We start from the raw sequence: 2,896 nt of genomic DNA, 5'->3' as shown, positions 1-2,896 counted from the left end.
GAGAAACGGGGTTGCACTATAATACCTGTCGGTACTACGCCCCGGATTTAGGCCGCTTTACCCAGCAAGATCCTATCGGGTTAGCGGGTGGATTGAACCTGTACCAGTATGCGCCAAATCCACTGACGTGGAACGATCCGCTAGGACTATCGAGTTGTGCCTTAGGTCGAAATATGGGAGCAAAAACTGGTGATGGCATGGCTAACCATCATCTTATTCCTGAAGAGTTAATGAAAGATAAGAACTTTAAATATCTTTTTGATCGACTTAAAAAGATTGGTTGGGATGGTGATGGAGCTTCAAATGGAGCCTTTTTACCTGGATCAAAAGGTCTTGCTAGCAAAATGGAAATACCAGGCCATTGGTCTAATCATAATCAATATACCAGTGCTGTAAGGAATAAATTGTCTCAACTTGCAACCCAGGCAAACAAGTTGAGCGATACGCAATTAGCTCTGGGGATAAAAGAAATCCAATACTGGGCAAGGAAAGGACTTGATAATGGCTTGTTTAAAACTGATCCTAACACAGGTAGATTATTATGATTAATAGTGAAAATGAATTTTTTGTTATCGAATATTCTCCGAATGATGAAGGAATACCATATTTTATGGACCAAGAGTGGGTACCAGAATTACCTAATTATGACCTTTTTACTGCACCACCACTACCAGAGGATTTTTCAGATAATTATGCAGTTAAAATAAAGGCATATAAATTAGATGGTGATTACTTTTCAAATGATAACTTAATTTCATCTGATATGTTAATATTACTCTCCGAATTGAAGGTGAAATGTATCAGCATTCCTGTTAAAGTTAGATTGTATAAAAACAAAACCCCATCAAAAGAATATTATTTATTTTATATTCTAAGTTACTTATCTATAATGGATGAGTCTAAATCGATATTTACGATATCAAAGGATATAGAGACGGGTGAATTTAACACTCCAGATGAAAAAAACTTAGAAAAAATATACTACGAAAGAATAGATAAATTTAAAATTAGAGATGATATTCATGAGCATTTATTCATTTGTAATGAAATATCAAAACCTGTATGTTCATCATTATTTAAGAATAAGTTTGAGTCACTAAAACTATGTGGTGTTAAATTTGAAAAAATCGATGATAATTATAAATATGATGCTTGGGAAGGCTGGTAATTATCACTAAAAAAGGGCTTGTTGCAAAAATTACTTAAGTGAAAAACACTAACGTTATTGATTGTCTTTAGAGACTGTAATTTAGATTGTGTATTTGCCTGCTTTTGATAGGTTAATTTCAACAACACAGCAGGCATATTATGGACGAGAAAAAACTAAAAGCCCTTGCAGCAGAATTTGCAAAAGGGATTAAGACCGAAGCTGATCTTAATCAGTTCACTCGCATGCTGACTAAATTGACCGTTGAGACGGCATTAAGCGCCGAACTGACTGAGCATTTGGGATATGAAAAAATAGTACCAAAACAGGTATTAACATGCGTAACGGCTATTCATCTAAAACATTACTCACGGACGATGGTGATTTTGAATTGAACACGCCACGTGACCGTGAAGGCAGTTTTGAACCTCAGTTGATTACGAAAAATCAAACTCGCATCACTCTGATGGACAGTCAAATTTTATCTCTCTACGCAAAAGGAATGCCTCCCGTGAAATCGTCGCTACATTCAAGGAAATGTACGATACGGATGTTTCTCCGACCCTAATTTCAAAAGTCACTGATGCCGTTAAAGAGCAAGTCCAAGAATGGCAAAACCGACCACTCGAATCGCGGTATCCTATTGTTTATCTTGACTGCATTGTTGTCAAAGTGCGTCACGATGGCAGGGTTATCAATAAGTCTGTTTTTCTTGCATGAGCCATCAATACTGAAGGACATAAAGAACTTTTGGGAATGCGGATGGCCGAAAATGAAAACACTAAATATACCACGAATGCCATCGAGTCACTAAATAGCGTTATTCGTCATGCGATTAAAAAACGTAAGGTATTCCCCAGCGATGATTTAGTGCGTAAAGTGATTTACTTAGCGATTGAATCAGCTTCTAAAAAATGGAGCATGCCAATTCAAAACTGGAAACAGGCAATGAGCCGTTTTATTATTACGTTTGGCGACCGCCTAGACGGTCACCTTTAATAAAAGGCAAATACACAAAATTATTTACAGGGTCGCTCTGGTTAATAAAGGCAGTTAGAAGATGACCAGTCTTTAATTAATCCATTTTTATCGGTAATAAAGTTATCTACACATAAGCGAGGGTTATTAAGGTACGGGTCATTAGAACTGTTTTGGGTTTTCTTAAAGGTATACTGAGACCCCCCATCCTGTCTCTTATGAACCCCAAAAGGGCTGCCCCTTTGCATTATTAGGTCATCGATAGATTTACCAATCCAACTTTGGCGGCGATTTTTGAATTCATACTCCTCTTTTTCTCTTTCTAATTGTGCTTTTGATTTCATTGTAGTGCTATTGTTTCCATTGTTTTTGTGCTTTGCACCAGGGACACCTGTTAATGCATAAGTTATATCTGATATGGTATCTCTATGTTTCTGAGTACAACCACTTAATATGATCAGTGAAACTAAAATAATACTTAAATTGAATTTTTTATTCATCGAAGATAGCTCAAAATTAAGAATTTATAATTATTTCATATAGATATGAAATTCAAGTGTATATTGTACTAACTATAGTAATTATTAGACATATGAGAATCGTCCGATATTGAAGTAAGAATAACCTAATACCCCAATATTGCACCAATCAAAACGATACGAAAGATATTGTCCACTTCCGCTAAAATGAAACAGCGATAATTAATTTCAACCTGAAGCTTTTTGTAGTAGCAGACTGCGAGCAACCTTAACATTTATCAACAACAAACCA

3 protein-coding genes and 1 pseudogene are annotated in these 2,896 nt (G+C 35.9%); 3 read left to right on the top strand and 1 reads right to left on the bottom strand.

Translation table 11 applies throughout. The annotated features are described in order from the left end of the window. The 3 genes and pseudogenes from PR675_RS20435 to PR675_RS20425 form a co-directional block, all read left to right on the top strand. Window positions 1-545: RHS repeat-associated core domain-containing protein (locus PR675_RS20435; protein WP_272582963.1), on the top strand; the 545-nt coding region annotated here is incomplete at its 5' end. After that, on the top strand, window positions 542-1,168 hold the full coding sequence (locus PR675_RS20430) for an imm11 family protein (RefSeq protein WP_060560595.1): 627 nt from the start codon (window positions 542-544) through the stop codon (window positions 1,166-1,168). The genes PR675_RS20435 and PR675_RS20430, both read left to right, overlap by 4 nt. A 140-nt stretch (window positions 1,169-1,308) precedes the next feature. Further along, window positions 1,309-2,146: pseudogene (locus PR675_RS20425) on the top strand (IS256 family transposase). Between the two features lie 41 nt (window positions 2,147-2,187). Here PR675_RS20425 and PR675_RS20420 read toward each other — a convergent pair. Continuing rightward, the gene (locus tag PR675_RS20420; RefSeq protein ID WP_036943196.1) at window positions 2,188-2,625 is read right to left on the bottom strand and encodes a hypothetical protein; all 438 of its coding nucleotides are present in this window, start codon (window positions 2,623-2,625) and stop codon (window positions 2,188-2,190) included. Window positions 2,626-2,896: the final 271 nt, after the last annotated feature.

Source organism: Providencia sp. PROV261 (assembly GCF_028477945.1).
Taxonomy (GTDB): domain Bacteria; phylum Pseudomonadota; class Gammaproteobacteria; order Enterobacterales; family Enterobacteriaceae; genus Providencia; species Providencia stuartii.
Note: the sequence above shows the minus strand (reverse complement) of the source record. Positions and strands in the feature narration are given on the sequence as shown.

Excerpts from the sequence above, each read along its gene's own strand:
- PR675_RS20430 (WP_060560595.1), top strand. The coding sequence starts at position 542 with ATGATTAATAGTGAAAATGAATTTTTTGTTATCGAATATTCTCCGAAT.
- PR675_RS20420 (WP_036943196.1), bottom strand. The coding sequence starts at position 2,625 with ATGAATAAAAAATTCAATTTAAGTATTATTTTAGTTTCACTGATCATA.